We start from the raw sequence: 24,085 nt of genomic DNA, 5'->3' as shown, positions 1-24,085 counted from the left end.
CAAGAAATTATGAAAAGGATTGTGTTGTTTTGGATACCGCTTTTATTGCTGTTGTTGGTGAACTGTACGACGGAATCATTCGATTTCGGCGATCAGGAAGGAATATTGGTCGGAGGTTCGGGAGGTGGAGGAAGCAGTCAGCCCAACCCAACGATTCCCGAGGGATCGGAAGATTTATTGGGATTTACAATCACTTTTGATGAAAGTGATAAAACGGCGTATGGAAGCATGTCGGAAACGGTTACTTCCGATGATGATTTTATAGAGAACTCCCAATTCGCCTCTGTGGTGACGATTATCTATAATGGAACGACTGCTGCGGTAAGCAATGGTGTTTCAGGAGTGGAAGTGTCTTCCAATGGGGCGCATGTCGTGGTTAATTCTACAGTCAGCGGAGTAGAATATGTGTTGAGCGGGACTACTACGAATGGCTCGTTCAAGGTATATAGCGAAAAGAAATTCAAATTATCACTGGCAGGGGTGTCTATACTCAATCCGGTAGGTGCTGCCATTAATATCCAGTCTTCCAAACGTGTGTTCGTGGTATGTGCAGACGGAACAACGAATGTGTTGACAGATGGTTCTTCTTATACGGCAACTACTGATGGAGAGGATATGAAAGCCTGCCTGTTCAGTGAGGGACAGCTTATTTTTAGTGGTGGTGGTTCGCTCACAGTTACCGGAAATTATAAACATGCCATCACAAGCGATGATTATGTGCGTTTCCGTAGCGGGTGTAATATTACGGTAGCTTCGACCAAAAAAGACGGAATCCATACTAATGAATCTGTGATTATCGGCGGCGGAATACTGAATATATCTTCTGACGGCGATGCTATTCAGTGTGAAGAGGGAGGAATTACGATGACCGGAGGATTTGCCAAACTCTCTACAACGGACAATAAAGCGCATGGGTTGAAATCTTGTCTGGATGTGGTAATCAGTGGCGGTGCTATTCAGGCACAAGTGGCGGGAGCAGCCTCCAAAGGAATATCCTGTGATGGTAACCTGACCATCTCCGGAGGAAAGCTGACTGCATTCACTTCTCAAACCGCACTTTATGAAGATAATGATTTAAGTTCGTGTGCAGGAATTAAATGTGACGGAAATATCCTGATTACAGGAGGCGAAATCGCTATTCAGAGTACAGGTGGAGCCGGTAAAGGTATCAACTGTGACGGTTCGATTACCATCAATGACGGCACGGTGAAAGTGATAACTACCGGTACGCAGTGTGTATATGGCAAGTTCGATTCGTCGGCAAAAGGAATCAAAGCGGACGGTGCGTTGACAATCAATGGAGGAACGGTGCTTGTGAAGGCTACCGGTGGGGAAGGCAGTGAGGGTATCGAGAGTAAAAGTGTGTTGACTGTCAATGAGGGTACAGTTGCCGTGCTTTGTTACGATGACTGTATGAATGCAAGTAACAGCATTGTTCTTAATGGTGGTAATATTTATTGTTATAGTTCCGGAAATGACGGCATTGACTCTAATGGTACGTTGACCATTACGGGGGGAGTGATTGTATCGTCGGGTACTACTTCTCCCGAAGACGGATTCGATTGCGATCAGAATACCTTTAAGATTACCGGGGGGATTGTTCTGGGTATTGGAGGAGGAACAAGTACACCTACATCAAGTGTATGTACGCAACGCACTGTGATCTATGGCGGTTCGGGAAGTAACGGAGAAATACTGAATATCCAGTCGGCTGACGGAACCAGCGTACTGACCTATCAGATTCCCCGTGCTTATTCTCAAATGACGGTATTGTTCAGTAGTCCGAATCTGACCTCGGGCGGTAGTTATACTATCTCAAAAGGAGGAACGGTTTCCGGTGGTTCCGAGTTCTTCGGGTTATATTCGGGAGCCACTTATTCCGGTGGCACGCAGGCGGCAACATTTACTGCCAGTTCGATGGTGATACAAGTCGGCAGCACTTCCGGCGGTGGCCAGCCCGGTGGTGGAGGCGGTGGACATGGACCTGGTGGATGGGGATGGTAAACAGCAGTTTACCGTCGAAATCCGTTCTTTGGTCGATTCTATTTGTGATAAAACAGGTTCGGTTTTATCTTTGTTTCGATAATCAGAAGCAATGAGGCATGAAAAGACTGCGTAAACAACACGTGCTGGAGCAGAGTATTTACGGAGCTATCTGGATCGTAATATTTCTTCTTCCGCTGATAGGCGGATACTTTGCCATGAGTGGAGGACTTGAACGGGAGGAAACCCGTATGGTGATCCGCGAATCATGGTTGAGTATCCTTCCTTTTTTCGTGCTTTTCCTGTTAAATAATTATGGGCTGGTTCCCTATTTTCTTTTTAAGAAAAGGTACTGGCAATATACTGTTTCGTTGATTTTTGTAATAGGAATGATTTGTTGGCTTTCTCCGTTTCCTTCTGCCAATCATTTCCCCAAAGATTTCAAGCGAGGAGAGTTGCCTCTTCGTATGAAGGAGAACCGGAGGGACCAGATTATTAAGACGAGAGAAAAGGCGAGGGAGGAAGGGGATGTGCATTGGCATGAATCCAATCCCGAACAACGTCCTAGGGGAATGGGAGATCCAAATGGTCCCGGAAGATTTCCAAAACCGACTCCTTTTCCTTATCCTCCTTTTGTGCTCCGCTATCTTATTCATTTCATCATTGCCTTTTTGATGGTAGGGTTCAATATCGCCATCAAACTTTTCTTTAAATCTTTCCGTGATGAAGAAATGCTGAAGGAACTGGAACATCAACGTTTGCAGTCGGAACTGCAGTATTTGAAATATCAGATTAATCCTCATTTCTTCATGAATACGCTCAATAATATTCATGCGTTGGTGGATATTGATACGGGGAAAGCGAAAAGTACGATTGTGGAACTCTCTAAACTGATGCGTTATGTGCTTTATGAAGCGAGTAATAAAACGATTTTGCTTTCACGTGAGGTTCAGTTTCTTAAAAATTACATTGCCCTGATGAGTTTGCGCTATACCAACAAAGTATCTATTCAGATGGATTTTCCGGCCGAAGTGCCCGAAGTGCAGATTCCTCCTTTGCTTTTTGTCTCTTTTGTGGAAAATGCTTTTAAGCATGGAGTCAGTTATCGGAGCGAGTCTTTTATTCATGTCTTGATGCAGTTGGATGAGGGCAACCGGCTTTCATTCCGTTGTTCCAACAGCAATAATGGTTCGGCTGACGAACAGCATCATGGCATCGGACTCGAGAATATCCGTAAGCGGTTGAGGCTTTTATTTGGCAATGATTATACGCTTTCCATTACCGAAGAGGAACATAAATTTGATGTCTTACTTATTATACCTTTATTAGAATGAAATGTATAGCAATAGATGATGAGCCGTTAGCATTGACGCAGTTGTCGGATTATATATCCCAGGTACCTTTTTTGTCTTTGGTAAAGTCATGCCAGGATGCGTTCGAGGCAATGAAGATATTGTCCGAAGAGGAGGTTGATTTGATCTTTGTGGATATTAATATGCCCGATTTGAACGGATTGGATTTCATACGTTCTTTGGTGAACCGTCCGTTGGTGATTTTCACTACTGCTTATTCTGAATATGCGGTAGAGGGTTTCAAACTGGATGCCGTAGATTATCTGCTGAAACCGTTTGAGTTCCAGGATTTATTGAAAGCGGCGGATAAAGCCCGCAGGCAATTTGAATATCGTTTGTTGGAACAACAGGGTGAAATAGGAAATGCTTCGCAGATAAAAGGAGATTCATTATTCGTGAAGAGCGATTACAGAGTGGTTCGCATCGATGTGAAGAATATCCGCTATATTGAGGGGATGAGTGAGTATGTGCGTATCTTTGTGGAAGGAGAGGACAAGCCTGTAATAACGCTTGCCAGCCTCCAGAAAATGGAAGAACGGCTTCCCACGCATTTCATGCGGGTCCACCGTTCTTATATTGTCAATCTTCGCAAGATTACCGAAGTTTCCCGTCTTCGCATTATCTTTGATAAGAATACTTATATTCCTGTCGGTGATAATTATAAGGAGAAATTTACGGAATACATTGGGAAATTAAGCCTTTCTTAAATAATTATTTAATTCCCAGTTTTTTGGCAATTTCTTTAGGAAGTGCATCTTTATGCACCAGGATATTCATTGTCTTGTAGGCAACGAATGCTTTGGAAGCATACCAGATACCATCATATTTGCCTGATTTACCCCAAGAGTTTTTCACCATGAAGTATTCTTTTCCATTCTGGTCTTTAGCGATGCCGTAGATTACCATTCCGTGGTCGTCTGTTGTTTCCCAGTTGTCAAAAGCAACTTGACGCATTTCCTGGGTAATATCCTTTTCAGGGAAAGGTTTGGTGAATAGTTCTCTGCGTTTGTCGGCGGCAGTCAATCCTGTCCAACGGGCCATGTCTGAACCGGACAGTTCAGATTCTTTGGCTGCATCTGGCATTACGGCGATACCGTCACGTGAGAATCCTTGTTCGCTGACATCGCTACCCCATGCAAAGGTATAGCCTTTCTTTACTGCATTGTCCATAACAGCCATCAGTTCTTCGATAGGCAGGTTGTAAGACAGACCATTACGCCAGTTATCCTGAATTTCGATGGCGAATTGAGAATAGAACGGATGGTGTGTATAAGAAGTCAGTGATACATAGTCGTTATAGTTCAATCCCAGTGATTCGGCAAAAGTCTTCGGAGTATATTCTTTGCCTTTGTAGGTGAACTTCTCCGGACATGCTCCTAGGTAAGTGTCATAAATGGCACTTAGTCCGTTTTTCCATACCGGAGTCAGTTTGCTTAATTTACCTTTTGCAATCGCATTGATATAACCGGAAGCAACAGCATCCAGCTCATTATGTACCGGCAACGTATCACCATACATAATACCCGGCATCACTTCTTGCGGAACGATACCATAATTCTTGATGCAATACATTACATCATAAAAACTTCCACCCGGAGAGAAAGAACTGTCACCGTGATAACGTACATAGTTTACTCCGCGATCCTGCATCGTTTTGTGTACAACAAACATTTCAGACAGGTCGTATTCACCTTTACCTAAACGAAGTAGTTCTGATTCAACAAATCCGAGAGTTGAGAAACTCCAGCAAGTACTCGAACGATTTTGGTTCTTGATAGAAGTTATCGGATTTTCTTTCACTGTCGTGAAAACAAAACCTTCTTCAGGTTTTGCATCTTGTGCCATAACACTTAGGCTGAACAGGCCTAAAGCAGCAATAAGGATTGTCTTTTTCATTCCTATGAAATTAATATTAAATTGTTTTGGCTACAAATATAGGAAAGTTTCACCACAGAGTAACACAGAGTTTCACAAAGTTTTCTCTTTTTTCAAATGGACAGCTATCTTAATGACTTCCGTTTTATGACATTTTATTGTATCTTGGCGCGGTAAGTTCGCTCGGAGAAAGTAATATTCAGGAACAGGGAAAGGCTGTTTTCTTTTTGCATGCCGTTAGGAATTTTCATCTGGCCTTTATATTTCAATCCGATAGAAAGGACGTTGTTATTGCGCAATCCGAAGTTAAGTCCGGTACTGACGTAATATTCGGTTGCCTTTTTCTTTTGAATGACGATATAGGAATTATTAATACCTGTTCCCAATAGGATGCTGACCGGATTACGATAGACATTGCCCAATGTATATCTTCCACCGACTGATAACCGGTGTTGATTCTCAAAACTGACATTGGATTGGGAAGATTGCATCCGGCTCCAGTCCACATATTTGTAGTCGATGGTTGCCATCCAACGTAGAGTGTTGTAGGAAGCTCCGAGCCCAAAGAATTGAGGAAGACATTGGCGATAGCGTTTCAGGCTTTTTTCAATATCATCTCCTCCCGAACTGCTACTAACGTATAAGTTATTATCCTGCTTAAAATCCTGAGAGTAACCATATACGGCACCGGCAACGAAAGAACGTTCGCGGTCTATAGCCCATTTATACTGTACACCGAAATCCGCATAAAAAGTATGTTTGTAGGAGCTGGTTTCTTCTGTGGCAGTACCTTGCGTCTCCGTTTGTGTGATGGTCCCCGTCACATAAGAAAGATTGGTGCCGACAGAAAATCTTTTTCCGAAAAGGTAAGCCGTGCTGATACCCATCTTGGAAAGTCCTCCTTCACCCTGAAAGAGAGAAGAGATAGTACCTCCATTGGTGCCTGCCACTTCTTCATCCAGCGTGATGGCATATCCCACACTGCTGACGGGAGCCATGAAAATTGCTCCATACCAGCGTGGCATAATCCGGCAACCGATACTTAGGTTATTCAGATTTCCGGTTACGGAACGGTTACTTGCTCCTCGTTGCGAATAAATCTGGTATGCTCCCATGATACCGGCATCGATCTGGAAGCGTTGTTCGGTCAACTCTGTGAGTGAAGCCGGATTGGCGCTGTTAAGGAAATTATTTCCTCGCAATGCAATGCCTGTGCCGCCCAGTCCGGCATATTGCCCGCCTTCTCCGGTAGAAAGTTCTCCCAGTCCGAACATGGAAGTAGGGGAGTTCGTTGTATTTTGTGCAATAACTATAGAGACAGGAGTATAGAATGCCAGAAGGCAAAACAAAATCTTTTTCATTGTTGATAAGTTTTGTAAAGTATGATAAGTTTGGTATTCTTTTTATTGGCGGTATGTTCTCCGTCGCCGAAAATAACGCCTTGAAGTGTGGTATAGAACAAGTTGTCCGGAAGAAATAATTGTAGTTTCTGACGATCATATCCGGTAGTTCCCAGGTTTGTTTGCAGGAAAGAGGTGATGTCAAAAGAGTAATAAGTCTCCTCATAAGACATCTCGTCGACTACTAGATTTCCGCTTTGTACGGAACTCCCGGTGAGGTCGGTGATTACACTTTGCGTCACATTTTCATTGTTGGCGGTGTAGAGAGCCAGGCTTTTGGGCAACGGGTACATGCCGTCATAAGTTCCTTTTACCGGATATAACTGTAACGTTGCGCTCTCGATAGTCACAAGCTCTCCTTTTTCGCAGAGATTATTTAAATGTGGGAAGTCGATGGTGACATACATACCTGTCATTCCCTGCAGGTAGACCTGATGCTCGCTTTTTCCGGAAGAGTATTCATTGCCGTCCCCACTTTGCAGGTTGGCTATCGGGATGTTTGAGCGGTCTTGTTCTATTTTGTTGTAAGTCAGCGTGCTGCTTGTATTGAAAACCAGTGTTTTTTCGTTCAGTGTTTCCGTAATCTGGTGATAGTAGACCGTGATGCACATACTGGAGTCGTTGACTTGAAATCCGCTGATACAAGCGTCATTTGCATCGGGTATAAAAGCAATTCCCTTGAAATAATCATGGAAGAAATCCTGGGATTGTACCCATCGGCCATCATTCAGCATCAAGTTGAACCATTCTTCTCCCCATGCATCCGGCAATCGTATTTCCAGTTCTTCGCTCGGTGAGCCCGGAGTAGGACGAAAGTCGAAAGATGCCAGTGGAGTTTCGTTGTAATAGGCAGTAGTAGTGTTGTATAGGTACCCTCTATCGTCCAGTTCTATATTCTTTGTCAGTTCATGCAGATGAATGCGTTGGGTTTTTAGTGTATCTCCCAGGTAATTGCCCGAAGAATACAGGCGTATGGTGATCGAGTCGAACTCATATTGGATGTTTTCATCAAAAGAATAGGAAGGTACTTCATACTCTGCGTAAAAAGAGGCGGTAATTTTCCCCCATAAGTTGTCGTCACGGTATCCTATCTGGCAAACCGTATCTCCCGAAGTGGCTATGGAGTCGCTTAATACTGTACTAAGTAATACCGTACAAGTGTCCATCTGTTCGTTGAGAAATGAACTTTGTACCCATTTCGCTCCTATGGACGATGAATCGTCTACACAAGCGAAAAAAGAAAGAGATATAAAGAATGAAAAAAGTAGTATGATTGACTTCATGTAGTAAAAATGAAATTGGTTTTGTAGCGGCAAAAGAAGAGGTTTTAAACAGTCCTCCAAAAAACTATCGACTAAATCTCTGTATTTGTCGACCTGAATTTTGTTGGTAGATAGAATGTCTGTATTTGTCGATAGTTTTTTTATGCGTGCCCGTTGCCGCCTACATTTGCGGTTGTAATCAACGACATATTTATGAATACGAAAATGAATAAATTACTTTGCATGATGGTGGTGCTGCTTTCATTGGCGGCATGTACGGATGATACTGAATATACGGCAGGTGTGTGGTATCGCCGTTCTGATTTTGATGGTGTGGCGCGTACGGACGCAGCTGGTTTTACGATTGGTAACGTAGGGTACCTCTGCACCGGATACCGGGGGAGTACCAAAGACCGTTTGAAAGATTGTTGGGCGTATGACATTGAGGCTAATTCGTGGACACAGTGTACATCAATGCCCGATGCAGCTCCAGCCCGGAATGCAGCTACAGGTTTTGCAGTAGGTACCAAAGGATATATTGCTACTGGTTACGATGCGACAAAAAAGGATTATCTGAATGATTGCTGGCAGTATGATCCTGCCACGAATTCCTGGAAGGAGATGGCTTCTATTCCGGATGGAACTGATGGGACTAATATCTATGGTAAACGGTATTATGCGCTTTCTTTCGGCATTGGTCAGTATGGGTATCTGGGTACAGGTTACAACGATAATTATCAAAAGGATTTCTGGAAGTTCGACCCGTCGGTGGGAGATAAAGGAGAATGGACAGCCATGAGTGGATTTGGCGGACAGAAGAGAATGGGCGGTATGGCCTTCGTCATAGATGATATAGCTTATATCTGCGGCGGTGAAAATAACGGTTCGGATGTGACGGATTTCTGGTGTTTTAATCCGGCAACGGGTACTTGGAAAGAATTGCGTGAACTTTACGATAAGAGTGATGATGATTATGACGACGATTACACTTCTATCGTCCGTTCTTATGCTTGTGCTTTCGTGATCGACGGTAAAGGATACATTGCTGCGGGGCAGACTGCTGGTGGTAGTTATCGTTCCAATTATTGGATTTACGACCCTCTGACAGACCTCTGGGATGGGGAAGATTTGACAGATTTCGAAGGAAGTACACGCTCGAAAGCCGTATGCTTTTCTACTGGAAAACGGGGAATTATAGCTACGGGAGGAGCTTCTACTTATTATTACGATGATACTTGGGAGTTGAAGCCTTATGAATATGAAGAGAAATAAAAAAATAATAGGTATTAGTTGCTTTGTCTTGCTGCTTTTAGTGGGAATCATATATGGGTATATGCATTCGATAAACATATATCGGCTGGAAGTAACCCAGATTGAAGGTAGTGGATACGGTTATAAGATTTATGAGAGAGAGCGTTTGATAATCGTTCAGCCTTTTATCCCGGTTGTATCCGGGAAAAGGCCTTTTCAATCGGTGCAAGATGCCCAATGTATCGGAAATTTAGTGCTGGAACGAATTAAAGCCGGAAATGAATTTGCCATATCAAAGGCTGACCTGGATAACTTGGGAGTAGTGTATTAATGCCACCATGTTGGCACAGTCATGCCACCTCATTGGCACGATAGTGTCAACATGGTGGCACTGTTGTGCCAATACGATGGCACAAACTAAAGCATTAAGTACAGATTATTTCTTCTCTTCTTCTTTGGGTGCAACTACATAATCTTCTTTGATAAACTCATCATACACCCGCTTGGGATGATCGAATGGTGCGGTTCCATTCTTCTGCTCATTGAAGTTTTCCCGGCGGAATTGTTTCAGTTTCAAATTATCTTCTGCATACTCCCTCAATTTCTTATGCTCATTTCCATAAAGCGAACTTTCAGTTACGTCAGAATTGAGCAGGTTTTCTTTAGGAGTGATAGTAGGTAGGAGCACTTGTTCCAACAGACCACGATAGGCACCGTTATATTCGCACCATACGATATCGTTGGCTACAAATATACGATAGGAGTACTTAGACCAGGCAGTTTTGATTTCAATAGATGTAGCATAAATTTCAATGGTAGCTTCTGAACCATACGCTTGGTCACGGATCACAACGGTCGTCCGACCGCTAAGTTCTTCCTTCACGGAAGTTTGCCACTTATCAGAGTGTAAGATCTCTTCGATAATTTCCGGCAAATTTTCTTTAATCTCAAACTGTATTCTCATGGTGCTTGCCTGCGGGCAGGACTTTTTAATTTTTTTCCTCCTTAAACAATTAAGTTAGCCTAAAGTTACATAGATTGAAGCAAAAAAACAAGATTTTGTTGAAATATTTACTATTTTTGCTGAATGAACTACCTTTTCCGTTTGTTTTTGTTATTAATATGCATGAATAGTAAATACAGAGAGAGCATGTATAAAAGAGAATGGAAATTAGAAGATAGGAGAAAAAATGAAGAACTTACAGATAGATGGATCTACCGGTTTAGTGTTGGAAGGCGGGGGAATGCGTGGAGTATTCACCTGCGGCGTACTTGATTATTTTATGGATCATGATATCCGGTTTCCCTATGCGATAGGAGTGTCTGCCGGTGCATGCAACGGATTGTCGTATGCATCACGGCAACGGGGACGTGCCAAGTACAGCAATATCGACTTGTTGGAGAAGTACAATTATATCGGTCTGAAATATTTGCTCAAAAAGCGTAATATTTTGGATTTCGATCTATTGTTCAATGAGTTCCCCGAACACATTCTTCCTTATGATTATGAAACATATTTTGCTTCACCGGAACGTTTCGTGATGGTGACTACTAATTGCATTACGGGAGAAGCCAATTATTTCGAAGAGAAAAAAGACAGTAGCAGGGTGATCGATATTGTTCGTGCATCCAGCAGTCTCCCTTTTGTGTGTCCTATCACTTATGTAGACGAGGTTCCTATGCTCGATGGAGGAATTGTAGATTCCATCCCTCTGCAAAGAGCTATTGCGGATGGCTGTAAGAGAAATGTCGTGGTACTTACCCGTAACCGGGGATATCGGAAAGATTCGAAAGACATTCGTATCCCTTCGTTTGTATACCGGAAATATCCGAAGTTGCGTGAAGCGTTAAGTTGCCGGTGCGCTGTTTATAATGAACAGCTGGAAATGGTGGAACGTATGGAAGATGAAGGGAAGATTGTCGTTATCCGTCCTTTGAAACCTGTAGCTGTAGACCGTATAGAAAAAGATGTGCAAAAGCTGACAGAGTTTTATCAGGAAGGGTACGAATGTGCGAAAGCTTTATTTTCACTTTGACTTAGTATATTGCTTGGCAGCCTTTTCCAATTTCCGACTCATTAATTCTACCAATGTTTTAGGATAAAGAATTTCTATTCCGTCAACATATCCGAAGAATACCCGTTCTAACTCATGGTTGATTACGACTTCAATTTCCAGTATGACGCTTCCGTCGGGTAGCCTTTCCACCAGTTGTTGACTGCGATGTATAGGCTTGGTTATGATGTAAGGTGCTTCGGCTGCCGCTACTTTGAAACCAACTTTCTCTGCTACGCTTCCGGAGTTTTTGGTGACACCTACCAAGTCGTCGAAGAACGTATTCGGATCGAAGAATGTATTTTTGATATAGTGTTCTTGTGGCAGAACTTCCAATGATTGTATTCTGTCCAAAGCTAAATTTTGCAATATTCGTCCGTTTCCTCTGACTCCATAAACGAACCACCGGTTGCGATATTCTTTTAATAGATAAGGATAAAAAATAAAGCTGTTGGCGGAACGTGCCTTGAACGAACGATATTTGAGCTGTATCGGATGCTCGTTTACAATCGCGTGATAGATCGTATCCAGATAATCCAGTCCTTTCAATGATTCGTAACCATACTATTTTCCGCCACGCCAATTTTATCGGCTGTCTTTCAGCCGATAAAATAAAAATGCCCGTAAGAAAATATTTTTGTTTTAACATTCCGGTTTATAGAAACATGGCAGAAGAGCCTTCTTGTCGCAGTCCTTACCATGAAGAATACATTCAAACAAGTGTTTCAGGTAATTCTGAGGGTCTATGCCGTTCAACTTACAGCTTTCTATCAGAGAGAAGGTGAATGCAGAGTTTTCTGCCGCATCCTCACTGCCAACGTTCATACAGTTCTTGAGCAGCAGCTTTACAGGTTTCATCCTTTGCTCACAGAGGTTGTTCGAGATTTCTGCTGAACCGTCCTTGAGGATATTTCTCAAGGATTTCCACTGGTTTATCGTATAGTTCACGGCCTTTCTCATCAGTTCGTTAGCCATAATCTTCGCATCCTGCATCATAATGACCACCTTATGATGGATACGTTCAAGAATCGGTCCTGTAAGCTTAAGCCTTCTTTCCTTAATCTGCTCACCGCTGAGTTTCATCATACGGAACAGGTCTTCATTTCTGAACATCTCACCAATAGGATCTATTATGTCCATCGCTGTTCTGTCTGAAGGCAGGGCATCAACCCACAACCTTCTACAATGCGTCCAGCATCCTATATGAAGCACCTTTGAGTCGTCTCCGTCAAACATCCTGTAAACCGTATATCCGTCAGTGGATATGGTTCCCATAAAATATTCCAGGAATGATTTTGCCGCATCGGACGACCTGCTGCCGTTATTATAGTGATAATAGACCATCTTAATATGCTTGGCAAAGAAAGCCCATAAGTACTTTCTCCTGTAAGCCTTACCTTCCTTTGTTTCCACTCCAACAAGCTCAGTAGTCTCATCAACCATAAGGTAATTAGCTCTCTGTACAAACTCCTTGAAGACATCTTCTATGAACTCCTTTAGCTTGGCGATTCCGTTATGTATATAGCTGTTCAGCGTGGTATTGCTTATGTGGATACCCTCTCTTGCAAGCAGTCTTATCTGTCTGTTCTCAGGCATGCTGAAGTCATATTTCAGACAAAGCAGACGGGCAAGCAGTTCAGGAGAGAAGATACCTCCAAGGTTTTTCAGCGGATGTTCCATGGTGCTTGTGAAAGTGCCGTCCGCAAGCTTTACCCTTGCCACCTTGTAAACATGCTCCACGTTATAAGCCCTTACATGTTCTATGACCCTGTATTCCCACACATCAGGCATACCGTTGCGGTTCATAAACCGTCCCCCTTCTGGAAGCGTGTAATACTCGTCCACTTCATGTACTACCACCTTGTCAACTTTCAATTTTGTTTTCCCGGCACGTGGTGCGGTTTCCTTTCTCCTTGAAGGTTTGCTGTTCTGGGCAGGTATGTTGCCGGAAGAGGTATTGCTGCCGGTTTCGTTATCATCGGTCTTATTATTATCATCCTTCCTGTCAGAACCGTCATACTCGGATTGTTCCAGAGCGGACTTGTCGAGATTACGGTTGTTCAACAGCCTTCTTTGCTCGGAAGTACGGCCGAAACGGTGTTTCCTGCTGTCCTCAAGCTGAAGTCTGAGATTGGAGATCTCGTTTGCCAGCATCCTGTTCACCTCATCCTTTGCTTCAAGCTGCTTTCTCATAAGTTCCATTTCTTTCCTGTAATGTTCAACCGTGGTTGACTGCTTTTCGATGGTATCTTTGAGATCATTGATGGTATCTATCAGATTTTTAGAGTTCTCCCTGTTGGATTCTTCAATAGACTCAAGCCTCGCAATCAATTCTTTATTCTGTTTGCGAAGACCTGCCTTTTCCTCATTCGCCAGACCCAGCTGGCAGCAAAGTAACTCGTATGCTCTTTCATCAATCATGATATAAAGGTACGAAAAATCAGGCACTTACGCAAACTTTTTACCGTTTATTTTTTATACTATCCTGTTGATAATCAGTATGTTAATATTAGCCTTTCGGACTAACGTACATCTTGTCAACTACAATGCTTTCCGTAAGATAAGCCATGTCCGACCACTGTATCCGGTAGCACCTGGAGACTTCATCAAATACAGGTTTCTTGAATTTGCCCATAACAGGACGTTTTTCGTAAAGCACATAAAAACCGCGTTCGTAATGAAGTATCTTCACAACCTTTCGGTTCCGGGACATGAACATATATACATTGGACGCATCGCTCGGGTCAAGGGACATTTCTTCCCTTATACTCTCACACAGACGGAAAATGCCTTTCCGCAAATCAACATTACCGTTAAACAGGTAATAGTTAAGGTTAGCACTCAGTCCAAGCATATCATCCTATCATTTTATTAAGCAACAGGCTCAAATCAAGAACGGTGGTGTTTCTCAGGAACAGTGTTGCGCCAGACGCCAGCTGTAACTTGATCCATTTTATTGGTGGTTCACCTTCAGGATGTTTCACGTCCAACTTCACAGTTGGACTATTGCATGGTTTCCCGGTTATCTGGACTTTGGCAACCTTGGGCTGCTCAACCTGGACTGTCTTGCCTAACTTCTCACTCCACAACTGGTGACGCTGCCAGTTCATGAACTTGTCGTAATTTACACCATAATCAGCACAGAACTCTCGAAGATCTTTGGTCTCGCTGCATAACTGGTAGAGGTCATATACCTCCTGATAGTTTACTTTTTCTTTTGCCATAATCATTCTTGTTAAAGGTTACGGCGCAAAGATATGGCGGCTAACAACTTATGTCAAGGCGGAAAATAGAATGGTTACCAATGATTCATTCTTTTCAAAGTCAATGACAGGAGTGGTTTTCATCCGGGCAGAAGCGACATGGTCTTCCAGGCGGTTGATAATATCGCTCATTTCCGTGAAATAGGAGAAACCCTTAAATTGCCGTAACACTTCCACTGCTTCCGACATCGTTTTCAGGTCTTGTTCATTCAGCGGGGTTTGTGTAATGCTGTATTCCGGATCTTCGTATTTATAGTATTTATTTTCGTACACCACAATCGGAGCGTTATAACCCAGCTTCTCGCTACGCATCATCTGTATATCCATTTGTACCGTACGTTTGCTTATGCCTTTATCAATGCCTTCGTATTCATAAAGAGCATCCGAGCAAGCATCTACCAAATCTTCCAACGTCCAGCGTCGATAAGGATTACGCAGACAGTTATCAATTGTTTTATAACGGATTAAGGCATTTCTATTTGCTGGCATAAGTAGAAGAATAAAGATTTGCTTCAAAAGTAGAAAAATAAATTCAGGAAAACAAAGAGGTTACAGGTCTTTATTTCCATAATATTTTCCTAATTAGGTATCTATTTCTACTACTTTATCTTTTTTTTCCTCGATTAATTCGATTTTAAGTCATTATTAATTCACTTTTGTGGAATTTATTAAGGGATGCCTCTTTACTTTGCTGAAAATAGTTTTAAGGACTTAATGGTATAACATGAAAAACAAAGAAATAACATGGTAAAAAGGTTGAATTGGTTATTGGTCTATTTATTGTTTTCAATAGGGATAATGGCACAGTCCGGCGGCAGGAAACAGTACAATTCTTACAAAGGATTGGTTATGGCTGGTTATCAGGGGTGGTTCAACACCCCTGGTGACGGTTCCGGCCGTGGCTGGCATCATTACAATGGTCGTGAAGGATTTCGTCCGGGATCGTGTTCCGTAGATCTTTGGCCGGAGGTATCGGAGTATAAGAAGCTCTATAAAACGGATTTTACTTTTGCGGATGGTAAGCCTGCATCCGTCTTTTCTTCTTATGACGAGTCGACTGTCAATGTTCATTTCAGATGGATGAAAGAGTATGGACTGGATGGAGTGTTCATGCAGCGTTTTATCGCAGAAATCCGGAATGAAAGCGGATTGAAGCATTTTAATAAAGTATTGAACTCGGCAATGAAAGCTGCTAATAAATATGAACGGGCTATTTGTGTGATGTATGACTTGAGCGGGATGCAGCCTGGAGAAGAAAAACTGTTGCTCAAAGACATTGCGGAAATAGCGCAACGCCATTCTTTAAAAAATCATGCGAAAAACCCTTCTTATCTGTATCACAATGGCAAACCGCTGGTAACTGTATGGGGTGTGGGATTTAATGATAATCGCCGTTATGGATTGAAAGAAGCTGCACATATTATCGACGGCTTAAAATCACAGGGATTTAGTGTGATGCTTGGAGTACCTACCCAATGGCGGGAGCTGAAAGGGGATACGGAATCAGATCCCAGGTTGCATGAGCTTATCAGAAAATGCGATATTGTGATGCCTTGGTTCGTGGGACGTTACAATGAAACCACTTATCCGAAAAATCAGAAGTTGGTGGAAGAAGATATCCAGTGGGCGAAAAAGAATCAGGTTGATTATGTACCGTTGGTTTTTCCGGGTTTCTCCTGGGGGAATATGAAAGGTAAAGATCATAATTCATTTATCCCCCGCAATAAAGGCTCTTTTCTTTGGAAACAGATGATGGGAGCTATCCGGGTGGGTGCCGAAATGATTTATGTAGCTATGTTTGACGAAATTGATGAGGGGACGGCTATCTTTAAATGTGCAAAGGAAGTTCCGACAGGAAAAAGTACATTCGTTCCTATCGAGGAGGGAGTAGAAAGTGACCATTATCTGAAACTGGTTGGTGAAGCCGCTAAGGTTCTGCGCAAAGAAAAGGCGATAGCTTTTAATACCAGCCTGAATCCGGCAACTCCGAATCCTTTCATCCGGCATATGTACACAGCAGACCCTTCGGCTCATGTTTGGGAAGACGGACGTCTGTACGTATATGCTTCCCATGATATAGCACCTCCGCGAGGTTGTGATTTGATGGATCGTTATCATGTGTTTTCAACCAATGATATGGTGACCTGGACGGATCATGGAGAGATATTAAGCTCCGATCAGGTGCCATGGGGACGCAAAGAAGGAGGATTTATGTGGGCTCCGGATTGTGCTTATAAAAACGGTACTTACTATTTTTATTTTCCTCATCCCAGTGAAACAGACTGGAACGACAGTTGGAAGATCGGAGTGGCTACCAGCAATAAACCGGCGGAAGGATTCAAAGTGCAGGGATATGTTGAAGGGATGGATCCGATGATTGACCCTTGTGTCTTTGTAGATGACGACGGGCAGGCGTATATCTATAATGGCGGTGGCGGCACCTGTAAAGGAGGTAAGTTGAAAGATAATATGATGGAGTTGGATGGCCCGATGCAACTCATGAAAGGACTGGAAGATTTCCATGAGGCAGCCTGGATTCACAAATATAATGGAAAGTATTATCTCTCTTATTCCGACAATCACGATGAAAACTGGAACGATGGAGTGAAGGGGGACAACCGGATGCGCTATGCGATCAGTGACTCTCCGTTGGGACCTTGGGAATCGAAAGGTATTTATATGGAACCGACTGACAGCTATACCAATCATGGATCTATTGTCAAGTTCAAAGGACAATGGTATGCCTTTTACCATAACAGTGCGTTGTCCGGGCACGACTGGCTTCGTTCTATCTGTGTAGATAAACTGTATTACAATCCTGATGGTACAATCAAGCTGGTAAGGCAAACAAAATGAGTGATTGACTAAAGAAAAACGAATATAACATGAAAAACAAAATGAAATGGATGTTGGCAATAGGATTATTGTCATGTTCAATGGCAATGGCGCAGCAACAAAGTGATATACTGTCGGTATCGGCTTCTGCCAATGCGGAAAATGCTGCTTTAGCTTTTGATAAAAATGTAAAGACGATGTGGACATTACCTTCGCAGGCACTAAAGACCGAGCAATGGCTGATGTTTACCATCCAGCAACCGGGTGATGTTTGCGAACTGGATCTTCAGATGCAGGGAGTCAACAGAAACGAACTGAAAGAGGTATTGGATATCTTTGTCACTTATGACCCGATGAATCTGGGAACTCCCGTAAACTACCGGATAGAAGGCAATGACAAACAGATGAAAGTGAAATTCACTCCTAAATATGGCGCTCATGTCAAGTTGAATTTCAAGCCGGGAAAGCTGGATAAACCTTTCTCTCTAAAGGAGATTTCAGTATTGGTAGCAGAGAAGGTACTGACAGATAGTAAAGGGAAAGTGACTGACCGTCGTTATATGGATGCATCGCTTCCGGTAGAAGAACGGGTGGAAAGTCTGCTGGCAGTGATGACACCTGAAGATAAAATGGAATTGATTCGTGAAGGATGGGGGATTCCCGGTATTCCTCATTTATATGTACCGCCTATCACAAAAGTGGAAGCCGTACATGGTTTCTCGTATGGAAGCGGAGCGACTATTTTCCCGCAGGCTTTAGCAATGGGAGCCACCTGGAACCGGAAGTTGACGGAAGAAGTGGCGATGGTAATCGGAGACGAAACGGTAGCCGCCAATACAAAGCAGGCATGGTCACCGGTGCTGGACGTTGCGCAGGATGCACGTTGGGGACGTTGTGAAGAGACTTTTGGAGAAGACCCGGTATTGGTATCACAAATAGGTGGTGCATGGATCAAAGGATATCAGTCCAGAGGATTATTTACCACTCCCAAGCATTTTGGCGGACATGGTGCTCCATTGGGTGGGCGTGACTCGCATGACATCGGTTTGTCTGAACGTGAAATGCGTGAAGTTCACCTGGTTCCGTTCCGTCATGCTATCCGAAACTATGACTGTCAGTCTTTGATGATGGCTTACTCCGATTATATGGGTATTCCGGTTGCCAAGAGTACGGAACTGCTGCAACAGATTTTGCGGCAGGAATGGGGATTCAACGGATTTATTGTCAGTGACTGTGGTGCTATCGGTAATCTGACTGCCCGTAAACATTATACGGCACAAGATAAGATTGAAGCTGCTAACCAGGCATTGGCTGCCGGTATTGCCACTAATTGCGGTGATACTTATAACAATAAAGAAGTGATTCAGGCCGCCAAAGACGGCCGCATCAACATGGAAAATCTGGACAACGTATGTCGTACCATGCTTTCTACCATGTTCCGTAATGAACTCTTTGAAAAGAATCCCTGCAAACCGTTGGATTGGAAGAAGATTTATCCGGGATGGAACTCTGACAGCCATAAAGAGATGGCACGTCAGGCAGCCCGTGAATCTATCGTAATGTTGGAGAATAAAGAGAACCTTTTGCCTTTGACCAAGAACCTGCGTACAATAGCTGTACTGGGTCCCGGAGCAGACGATCTCCAACCGGGTGATTACACTCCGAAATTACTACCCGGACAGTTGAAGTCCGTATTGACGGGCATTAAAGAGGCTGTTGGTAAGCAAACGAAAGTTCTTTATGAGCAGGGTTGTGACTTTACAAATCCGGATGAAACGAATATTCCCAAAGCAGTAAAAGCCGCTTCTCAATCCGATGTTGTAGTAATGGTATTGGGGGATTGTTCTACCAGCGAAGCCATCAATGATGTTCGCAAGACATGCGGTGAGAATAATGACTGGGCCACTCTGATTCTGCCGGGTAAACAACAGGAATTGCTGGAAGCGGTTTGTGCGACAGGTAAACCGGTGATTCTGATTCTTCAGGCAGGACGTCCTTATGATATTCTGAAAGCATCGGAAATGTGTAAAGCTATTCTCGTAAACTGGTTACCGGGACAGGAAGGCGGTCCGGCAATGGCAGATGTACTGTTTGGTGATTATAATCCCGGTGGTCGCTTGCCGATGACTTTCCCACGTCACGTAGGACAACTTCCTTTATATTATAATTTCAAAACATCGGGGCGTCGTTACGAATATGTAGATATGGAATATTATCCTCTTTACCGTTTCGGATTCGGTCTTAGCTATACCTCTTTTGAATATTCGGATTTGAAGATACAGGAAAAACCCAATGGAAATGTGACGGTTCAGGCTACAGTGAAGAATATAGGAAGCCGTGCCGGTGATGAAGTAGCACAATTGTATGTGACGGATATGTATGCCAGCGTCAAAACCCGTGTTATGGAGTTAAAGGATTTCGACCGTATTTATTTGCAACCGGGAGAATCGAAAACCGTCTCTTTTGAACTGACGCCATACGACATTTCATTGCTCAATGACCACATGGACAGGGTAGTGGAAAAAGGAGAATTCAAAATATGTGTCGGTGGTATGAGTCCTGACTATGTGGCCAAGAATGAGATTAAACATAGTGTGGGTTACAGCGATAATAAAAAAGGGGTGACCGGTATGCTTAACTATACGCACGAATTCGGTGCCGACTTTATCCTTTCTGTATCCAAAGTAGAAGAGAATCTGACGAAGAATCAAAAGACTGTATGGGTCAGCGTGAAGAATAATGGCACGCTGATGGATATTGGCAAGGTAGAAATGTTTGTTGACGGCAAAAAAGCAGGGGATGCCATTCATTATGAACTGGGAGCCGGAGAAGAAAAACTGATTCCGTTCAAACTGGATAAAGACAACAAGCAACCTGTTGCTTTTACTACTAAATATAAGATGGTGGCTCTGTAGAGCCATCACCTTCATCTAATTCCTGATAAAATGAAACAATTACTTTTGGTTTCGTGGTTGCTGTCACTGTCCGCTATCTTGGGATTGCCGGAAGTGAAAGCAGATGTAAGGATGCCTTTGATTTTCGGTAACCACATGGTTTTGCAGCAAGATACCCGGATTACGATTTGGGGATGGGCTGATGCCGGAGAAAACATTGAAGTACTCTTTGCCGGACAAAAAGTGAGAACCACTGCCAATGCCGACGGGACATGGCAGGTAAAACTGAAGCCGGTAAAAACGAAGAAAAAAGGAGAGACGCTGACTATTACCGGAAAAAACAAACTGGTTTATTCGGATGTGCTGGTAGGTGATGTATGGGTTGCTTCCGGACAATCAAATATGGAGTGGGGGATCAAGGTCAGAAAAGAATATGCTGATGATATAGCTCATTCGGAAGATTCATTGTTACGTTTATTCTTTGTTCCTAAAAATACGTCATTACAGCCATTGTCGGAGATTGAAATTCCTCAAGGAACAGCCAGTCCCGAACGGGCTGCCAGATGGGTGCTTTGTACTCCGGAGATGCTGGCAAAAATAAATGGGCAGGGTTTCTCTGCCACAGCCTATTACTTTGCACGTGATATGCGTGCTGCAAACGGACGTCCGTTAGGAGTGATACAGTCTGCCTGGGGTGGTACACGTGCAGAAGCTTGGACAAGCCTTTCCGGGCTAAAGCAGGAGCCTGCATTGGCTCATTATGTAGCTGCTTACGAGAAAAATGTGAAAGATAATCCGGAAATACTGGCTACTTATCCGCAAAAGCAGAAAGAGTTTGATACAGCAGTCAGAGAATGGGATCAAACAATAGGTAAAGAGTGGAATCAGGCACAGAAAGAATGGGCGGTAGCTGTACGGGCTGCACAAGCCGATGGGAAACCGGCGCCCGCCAAACCGGAACCCAGAGTACCTCGTCCACCCAATCCACGCAAACCGGATGGTGGAAATAACGGCCCGGCTAATCTGTTTAACGCCATGATTTCTCCTTTAATTCCGTTAAGTATCAAAGGAGTAATCTGGTATCAGGGTGAATTTAATTCCGGTGGCTCGGCAAAAGAATATGCGACACTTTTTTCCCGGATGATTACAGATTGGAGGGAGAAATGGGGAATAGGAGATTTTCCTTTTGTATATGTACAGCTTCCTAATTTCGAGCCTGTAGATCAGGAACCTTCTGTTGAGGGGAACGGTTGGCGTTGGGTACGCGAAGGTCAGTTGAAAGCACTGAACCTGCCTAATACTGCGATGGCGGTAACGATTGATGTTGGCGACCCGTTCGATTTGCATCCGGTTGATAAATACGATGTAGGACATCGGTTAGCCCTTGCTGCCCGTAAATTGGCATATGGAGAGAAAATTGTTGGTATGGGACCTCTTTATAAGAAAATGTCAGTGAAGGGCAATAAAATTATCTTGGAGTTTACCAATCAGGGTAAGAAGTTGATGATAGGGACTTCTCCCTATATTCCTGAAGGAGAACAGGTTCGTCCAAAGCCGACAAAGCTCACGGGATTTGGCATTGCCGGGGCCGACCGTAAATTTGTTTGGGCGGATGCCGTCATAGAAGGTAATAAGGTCATTGTATCGAGTCATGAAGTTGCCGAACCAGTAGCTGTGCGCTACGGATTTTCCAATAGCCCGCGTTGTAATCTGTATAATGAGGAAGGGTTGCCGGCATCACCTTTCCGTACAGATCACTGGGAATGACACAAATACCGGAATAAATAAAAAGAAAAACACCATGAAGAAATCTACTCATCTATTAATTGCAAGCATATTGGCAGGATGTATCACTTCCTGTTCATCAGGAAAGCGAATCGCCCAACATCGGATAGTAACTAATCCGATGAATATGAACTATCGGTTTCAACCGAAAGACGAATCGCGTCGGGAAGCTGCCGATCCGGTATTGGAGTATTTTAAAGGCTATTATTATTTATTTGCGTCCAAGTCCGGTGGATATTGGCGCTCTGAAGATCTGGCCGACTGGGAATATATTCCTTGTACGACTATCCCCACATTGGAAGATTATGCTCCTACCATTCTTCCGATAGGAGATACGCTCTATTTTACGACTTCCAGCGGGAAAACACAGATTTTCAAAAATGCCCATCCGGAAAAAGATACTTGGGAGGCTGTGGACACCTAACTGACCTACCGGCTTCACGACCCGGCTTTTTATAGTGATGAGGACGGTAAGGTGTATATGTATTGGGGATGTTCGGATAAGGACCCGATTATGGGGGTGGAAGTAGATCCGAAAGACGGTTTTCGCGCGTTGGGTGAAGCCAAAGCACTGATCGCGCATCATGGAGACAAGTATGGCTGGGAAGTTCCCGGAAAGAATAATGAAGAACCGCGTCAGGGATGGAACGAAGGACCTTGTATGCTGAAATATGAAGGACGTTATTATTTGCAATATGCGGCTCCGGGTACTCAATATCGTATTTATGGCGATGGAATCTATGTAGGAGATACTCCTTTGGGTCCTTTTGAATATGTGGAAGACAATCCGTTCTCATTTAAACCGGGAGGCTTTATCGGTGGGGCAGGACACGGACATACTTTTCGGGATAAGTATGGAAACTACTGGCACGTAGCTTCCATGATCATTTCCGTTCGTCATATGTTTGAACGGCGGTTGGGACTTTTTCCGGTTGCTGTATCCAGTCGCAACGGTATATATGCTCACACAGTCTGGTCGGATTATCCTTTCTATATTCCTAACCGGAAAGTTGATTTTGATAAAACAGATTTGAGTATGGGATGGAATCTGCTTTCATACCGGAAACCGGTACAGGCTTCTTCGTCCCTTGCCGGCTATGAACCGGGCAATGCAAATGATGAACAGATTGAAACATGGTGGGCTGCTCAAACCGGAAAAAAGGGCGAATGGTTACAGGTTGATTTGGAGACTCCAATGTTGGTAAATAGTATACACGTGAATTTTGCCGACCATCACTTCAAGGTTTTCGCACCACACCCTCCCGTTGTTTATCAATTTTTTATCGAAGGTTCGGCAGATGGGGAAAAATGGATGAATTTGTTTGATGAAAGAGAGAATGGAAAAGATGAGCCTCATCGCCTGTTTACGTTGGATAAACCCGTGAAGGTCCGTTATTTGAGAATTTGTAACGCTAAAGAGATGGATGGGTGCTTCTCTTTATCCGGTTTCCGTGTATTTGGTAAAGGAGAAGGTGCTGCTCCTTCTAAGGTGACAGGCTTCCGGGCAATCCGGAATTCGGAGGATAAACGAATGTTTCGTTTCACTTGGGATGCACAAAAAGGGGTTATCGGATACGTGTTACGGTGGGGATCACAGAAAGATAAGTTAACGCACGCAGTGACGGTATTTGACAATCAATATGAAGCCCGTTACTTTAACAGAGACTCGGAATATTATTTCTCGATAACGGCATTTAATGAGAATGGTAATTAGTGAAATGAAAGGTCGATAAACATGCAAGATAAAAGGAACAGTGGGATAATGACTTTGCAAGTATTCAAATGCTGCGTCTGTATTTGGATCGGAATCTTTTCGGAAACAATGCTTGCGCAGACACAGAAAGTGGTGTTCTCCCGTGATTTTTCTCCGGCAGAAGGGTTGGTCACTCCCCAGGAAAAGCCTTATCGGGATGAAGTTTGTCTGAACGGACTTTGGGATTTACAATGCGTCGCTGTTCCTTCTTCATGGAAAAAAGGTTCCGGGATAGTCTTCTGGAATTCCATGTTGCGTGTAATGGGAATTGCAACATACGGAGCCTACTTCAATTCTCATGATGCAAAGAACAAGAAACATGATTTGTTGATGGACGGCCCTGTAGATTAGAAAGTGGGAAAGTGATTCCGGAGCAAG

The 24,085-nt window shown here is 43.5% G+C and carries 17 protein-coding genes and 3 pseudogenes; 11 read left to right on the top strand and 9 right to left on the bottom strand.

Features of this window, described 5'->3' with window-relative positions:
* The first annotated feature begins 9 nt into the window (after window positions 1–9).
* The 3 genes from CJF29_RS17820 to CJF29_RS17810 all read left to right on the top strand — a co-directional run bounded on the left by CJF29_RS17820 (window position 10) and on the right by CJF29_RS17810 (window position 4,042).
* On the top strand, window positions 10–2,004 hold the full coding sequence (locus CJF29_RS17820; protein WP_099146570.1) for a carbohydrate-binding domain-containing protein: 1,995 nt from the start codon (window positions 10–12) through the stop codon (window positions 2,002–2,004).
* Window positions 2,005–2,102: 98 nt separating this feature from the next.
* Complete coding sequence (locus tag CJF29_RS17815; protein ID WP_004301009.1) at window positions 2,103–3,317, top strand: sensor histidine kinase; 1,215 nt, start codon at window positions 2,103–2,105, stop codon at window positions 3,315–3,317.
* Window positions 3,314–4,042, top strand: a complete 729-nt coding sequence (locus CJF29_RS17810) for a LytR/AlgR family response regulator transcription factor (RefSeq protein WP_004301008.1) — start codon at window positions 3,314–3,316, stop codon at window positions 4,040–4,042. The genes CJF29_RS17815 and CJF29_RS17810 overlap by 4 nt, the downstream gene beginning before the upstream one ends.
* 4 nt (window positions 4,043–4,046) lie before the next feature.
* Here the strand turns inward: CJF29_RS17810 and CJF29_RS17805 are convergent, their stop codons facing one another.
* The 3 genes from CJF29_RS17805 to CJF29_RS17795 form a co-directional block, all read right to left on the bottom strand.
* Window positions 4,047–5,231 (bottom strand): aminopeptidase C, encoded by a 1,185-nt coding sequence (locus CJF29_RS17805; protein WP_004301007.1) that lies wholly within the window; start codon window positions 5,229–5,231, stop codon window positions 4,047–4,049.
* A 134-nt stretch (window positions 5,232–5,365) separates the two neighbouring features.
* Window positions 5,366–6,571 (bottom strand): hypothetical protein, encoded by a 1,206-nt coding sequence (locus CJF29_RS17800; RefSeq protein WP_074556902.1) that lies wholly within the window; start codon window positions 6,569–6,571, stop codon window positions 5,366–5,368.
* Window positions 6,568–7,893 (bottom strand): DUF4270 family protein, encoded by a 1,326-nt coding sequence (locus tag CJF29_RS17795; protein ID WP_004327062.1) that lies wholly within the window; start codon window positions 7,891–7,893, stop codon window positions 6,568–6,570. Before CJF29_RS17795 ends, CJF29_RS17800 begins: the two co-directional genes overlap by 4 nt.
* A 192-nt stretch (window positions 7,894–8,085) precedes the next feature.
* On the opposite strand from CJF29_RS17795, the gene CJF29_RS17790 reads away from it, so the two are divergent.
* Both CJF29_RS17790 and CJF29_RS17785 read left to right on the top strand, forming a co-directional pair.
* Window positions 8,086–9,144: a Kelch repeat-containing protein gene (locus CJF29_RS17790; RefSeq protein WP_004301004.1), complete on the top strand. Its 1,059-nt coding sequence runs from the start codon at window positions 8,086–8,088 to the stop codon at window positions 9,142–9,144.
* Entirely contained in the window at window positions 9,125–9,454 is a 330-nt protein-coding gene (locus CJF29_RS17785) for a DUF4907 domain-containing protein (RefSeq protein WP_004321609.1), read from the top strand. The genes CJF29_RS17790 and CJF29_RS17785 overlap by 20 nt, the downstream gene beginning before the upstream one ends.
* A 105-nt stretch (window positions 9,455–9,559) precedes the next feature.
* On the opposite strand, the gene CJF29_RS17780 is transcribed toward CJF29_RS17785, so the two are convergent.
* Complete coding sequence (locus tag CJF29_RS17780) at window positions 9,560–10,087, bottom strand: hypothetical protein (RefSeq protein WP_004307123.1); 528 nt, start codon at window positions 10,085–10,087, stop codon at window positions 9,560–9,562.
* Between the two features lie 226 nt (window positions 10,088–10,313).
* Between CJF29_RS17780 and CJF29_RS17775 the strand changes: the two genes are divergently transcribed.
* On the top strand, window positions 10,314–11,159 hold the full coding sequence (locus CJF29_RS17775) for a patatin family protein (RefSeq protein ID WP_099146571.1): 846 nt from the start codon (window positions 10,314–10,316) through the stop codon (window positions 11,157–11,159).
* Here the strand turns inward: CJF29_RS17775 and CJF29_RS17770 are convergent.
* The 5 genes and pseudogenes from CJF29_RS17770 to CJF29_RS17750 all read right to left on the bottom strand — a co-directional run.
* Window positions 11,151–11,732: pseudogene (locus tag CJF29_RS17770) on the bottom strand (helix-turn-helix transcriptional regulator); the annotation flags it as partial. The gene CJF29_RS17775 and the pseudogene CJF29_RS17770 sit on opposite strands and share 9 nt — an antisense overlap.
* Before the next feature lie 87 nt (window positions 11,733–11,819).
* Window positions 11,820–13,598, bottom strand: coding sequence for an IS66 family transposase (gene tnpC, locus CJF29_RS17765; RefSeq protein WP_413544505.1), 1,779 nt, complete (start codon window positions 13,596–13,598; stop codon window positions 11,820–11,822).
* An 88-nt stretch (window positions 13,599–13,686) separates the two neighbouring features.
* Window positions 13,687–14,031, bottom strand: a complete 345-nt coding sequence (gene tnpB / locus CJF29_RS17760; RefSeq protein ID WP_004297053.1) for an IS66 family insertion sequence element accessory protein TnpB — start codon at window positions 14,029–14,031, stop codon at window positions 13,687–13,689.
* Between the two features lies 1 nt (window position 14,032).
* Complete coding sequence (locus CJF29_RS17755; RefSeq protein WP_170834904.1) at window positions 14,033–14,401, bottom strand: hypothetical protein; 369 nt, start codon at window positions 14,399–14,401, stop codon at window positions 14,033–14,035.
* A 78-nt stretch (window positions 14,402–14,479) separates the two neighbouring features.
* Window positions 14,480–14,929, bottom strand: a pseudogene (locus CJF29_RS17750) (WYL domain-containing protein); the annotation flags it as partial.
* Window positions 14,930–16,375: 1,446 nt separating this feature from the next.
* On the opposite strand from CJF29_RS17750, the gene CJF29_RS17745 reads away from it, so the two are divergent.
* The 5 genes and pseudogenes from CJF29_RS17745 (at window position 16,376) to CJF29_RS17725 (ending at window position 24,058) form a co-directional block, all read left to right on the top strand.
* A complete protein-coding gene (locus tag CJF29_RS17745; RefSeq protein ID WP_371126728.1) occupies window positions 16,376–17,296 on the top strand; it encodes a family 43 glycosylhydrolase in 921 nt (306 codons plus the stop codon).
* Between the two features lie 29 nt (window positions 17,297–17,325).
* Window positions 17,326–20,190, top strand: coding sequence for a glycoside hydrolase family 3 C-terminal domain-containing protein (locus tag CJF29_RS17740; protein WP_176553101.1), 2,865 nt, complete (start codon window positions 17,326–17,328; stop codon window positions 20,188–20,190).
* A gap of 30 nt (window positions 20,191–20,220) precedes the next feature.
* Window positions 20,221–21,936 carry a sialate O-acetylesterase gene (locus CJF29_RS17735; protein WP_099146045.1) on the top strand — a complete coding sequence of 572 codons (1,716 nt, stop codon included), beginning with the start codon at window positions 20,221–20,223 and terminating at the stop codon, window positions 21,934–21,936.
* Window positions 21,937–21,970: 34 nt separating this feature from the next.
* A pseudogene (locus CJF29_RS17730) lies at window positions 21,971–23,668 on the top strand (family 43 glycosylhydrolase).
* A 21-nt stretch (window positions 23,669–23,689) separates the two neighbouring features.
* Window positions 23,690–24,058 carry a hypothetical protein gene (locus CJF29_RS17725; protein ID WP_255299317.1) on the top strand — a complete coding sequence of 123 codons (369 nt, stop codon included), beginning with the start codon at window positions 23,690–23,692 and terminating at the stop codon, window positions 24,056–24,058.
* Window positions 24,059–24,085: the final 27 nt, after the last annotated feature.

This window comes from Bacteroides celer (assembly GCF_002632415.2).
GTDB lineage: Bacteria > Bacteroidota > Bacteroidia > Bacteroidales > Bacteroidaceae > Bacteroides.
This window is presented reverse-complemented; position numbering and strand designations above follow the sequence as displayed.

Bases quoted from the DNA above. Each gene is read 5' to 3' on its own strand.
- CJF29_RS17820 (WP_099146570.1), top strand. From the start codon at position 10: ATGAAAAGGATTGTGTTGTTTTGGATACCGCTTTTATTGCTGTTGTTG.
- CJF29_RS17815 (WP_004301009.1), top strand. From the start codon at position 2,103: ATGAAAAGACTGCGTAAACAACACGTGCTGGAGCAGAGTATTTACGGA.
- CJF29_RS17810 (WP_004301008.1), top strand. From the start codon at position 3,314: ATGAAATGTATAGCAATAGATGATGAGCCGTTAGCATTGACGCAGTTG.
- CJF29_RS17805 (WP_004301007.1), bottom strand. From the start codon at position 5,231: ATGAAAAAGACAATCCTTATTGCTGCTTTAGGCCTGTTCAGCCTAAGT.
- CJF29_RS17800 (WP_074556902.1), bottom strand. From the start codon at position 6,571: ATGAAAAAGATTTTGTTTTGCCTTCTGGCATTCTATACTCCTGTCTCT.
- CJF29_RS17795 (WP_004327062.1), bottom strand. From the start codon at position 7,893: ATGAAGTCAATCATACTACTTTTTTCATTCTTTATATCTCTTTCTTTT.
- CJF29_RS17790 (WP_004301004.1), top strand. From the start codon at position 8,086: ATGAATACGAAAATGAATAAATTACTTTGCATGATGGTGGTGCTGCTT.
- CJF29_RS17785 (WP_004321609.1), top strand. From the start codon at position 9,125: ATGAATATGAAGAGAAATAAAAAAATAATAGGTATTAGTTGCTTTGTC.
- CJF29_RS17780 (WP_004307123.1), bottom strand. From the start codon at position 10,087: ATGAGAATACAGTTTGAGATTAAAGAAAATTTGCCGGAAATTATCGAA.
- CJF29_RS17775 (WP_099146571.1), top strand. From the start codon at position 10,314: ATGAAGAACTTACAGATAGATGGATCTACCGGTTTAGTGTTGGAAGGC.
- tnpC (WP_413544505.1), bottom strand. From the start codon at position 13,598: ATGATTGATGAAAGAGCATACGAGTTACTTTGCTGCCAGCTGGGTCTG.
- tnpB (WP_004297053.1), bottom strand. From the start codon at position 14,031: ATGCTTGGACTGAGTGCTAACCTTAACTATTACCTGTTTAACGGTAAT.
- CJF29_RS17755 (WP_170834904.1), bottom strand. From the start codon at position 14,401: ATGGCAAAAGAAAAAGTAAACTATCAGGAGGTATATGACCTCTACCAG.
- CJF29_RS17740 (WP_176553101.1), top strand. From the start codon at position 17,326: ATGAAAAACAAAATGAAATGGATGTTGGCAATAGGATTATTGTCATGT.
- CJF29_RS17735 (WP_099146045.1), top strand. From the start codon at position 20,221: ATGAAACAATTACTTTTGGTTTCGTGGTTGCTGTCACTGTCCGCTATC.
- CJF29_RS17725 (WP_255299317.1), top strand. From the start codon at position 23,690: ATGCAAGATAAAAGGAACAGTGGGATAATGACTTTGCAAGTATTCAAA.